Here is a 667-nt window from a genome sequence, read left to right on the forward strand (position 1 = left end):
ATAGCCTCTGCAATTTCGTCGAACGAATCTTCGAACAGACGCCATACGCCATTCTCTGGAGTATCAGCAAACATACTGCGTAAATGTATGATTCTGGACACTCGAACCGAGCTATCAAACATGTCTGACAAGGTATCTTTACTAATCATTTTTAATTCCTTAAATCCGGTTTAAATAATGTTTTAACGATGTTTAAAGCGAGCGAAACCAAAGCAGTGAAGCCGTGTGGCTCTGCTCGCTGTATTTAATGTGTTATTTACTGAGTGGGGTTATTTACTCTTTGCGAGTAATTTGTTTGCGCGTCGAACCATGGTGCGAAGCATGGCAATGCGAGTCATGTGACAATTTTGAATTCCAGCCCTTGGTTCAGGGAGCTGACTCAATGCCTGCTCAGCTAACTCTTTTACTCGTTCCGGATTGCTAAGTAACATGCAATCTAGCGTTACTCTAGCGTCTGCAACGCTAGTATTAATTAAACTATCTGCTGTTGTAGTCATGATGCTGCCCCTATAGATTTAGCCTTGCGAACCATCAAATCACGCATGGCTGGTGGCGTACCCTTAATCGTTAACGTGTCAGTTTCCACATCGTAGAATACGCGTTCGTTCAGCAGCTGCGCATCGAACGACATCGAGACACCACCACCGTTACCTGCAATTTTCACAAG

The 667-nt window shown here is 43.9% G+C and carries 2 protein-coding genes; both read right to left on the reverse strand.

Translation table 11 applies throughout. The features are described 5' to 3' along the window. Window positions 1-269: 269 nt before the first annotated feature. Window positions 270-497: a hypothetical protein gene (locus tag AW165_RS18390; RefSeq protein WP_060466682.1), complete on the reverse strand. Its 228-nt coding sequence runs from the start codon at window positions 495-497 to the stop codon at window positions 270-272. Then, window positions 494-664 (reverse strand): nucleoid-associated protein, encoded by a 171-nt coding sequence (locus AW165_RS20315; protein ID WP_416202408.1) that lies wholly within the window; start codon window positions 662-664, stop codon window positions 494-496. Before AW165_RS20315 ends, AW165_RS18390 begins: the two co-directional genes overlap by 4 nt. Window positions 665-667: the final 3 nt, after the last annotated feature.

The sequence above is a fragment of the Acinetobacter sp. LMB-5 genome, from assembly GCF_001541635.1.
Taxonomy (GTDB): Bacteria; Pseudomonadota; Gammaproteobacteria; order Pseudomonadales; family Moraxellaceae; genus Acinetobacter; species Acinetobacter pittii.

Excerpts from the sequence above, each read along its gene's own strand:
- AW165_RS18390 (WP_060466682.1), bottom strand. The coding sequence starts at position 497 with ATGACTACAACAGCAGATAGTTTAATTAATACTAGCGTTGCAGACGCT.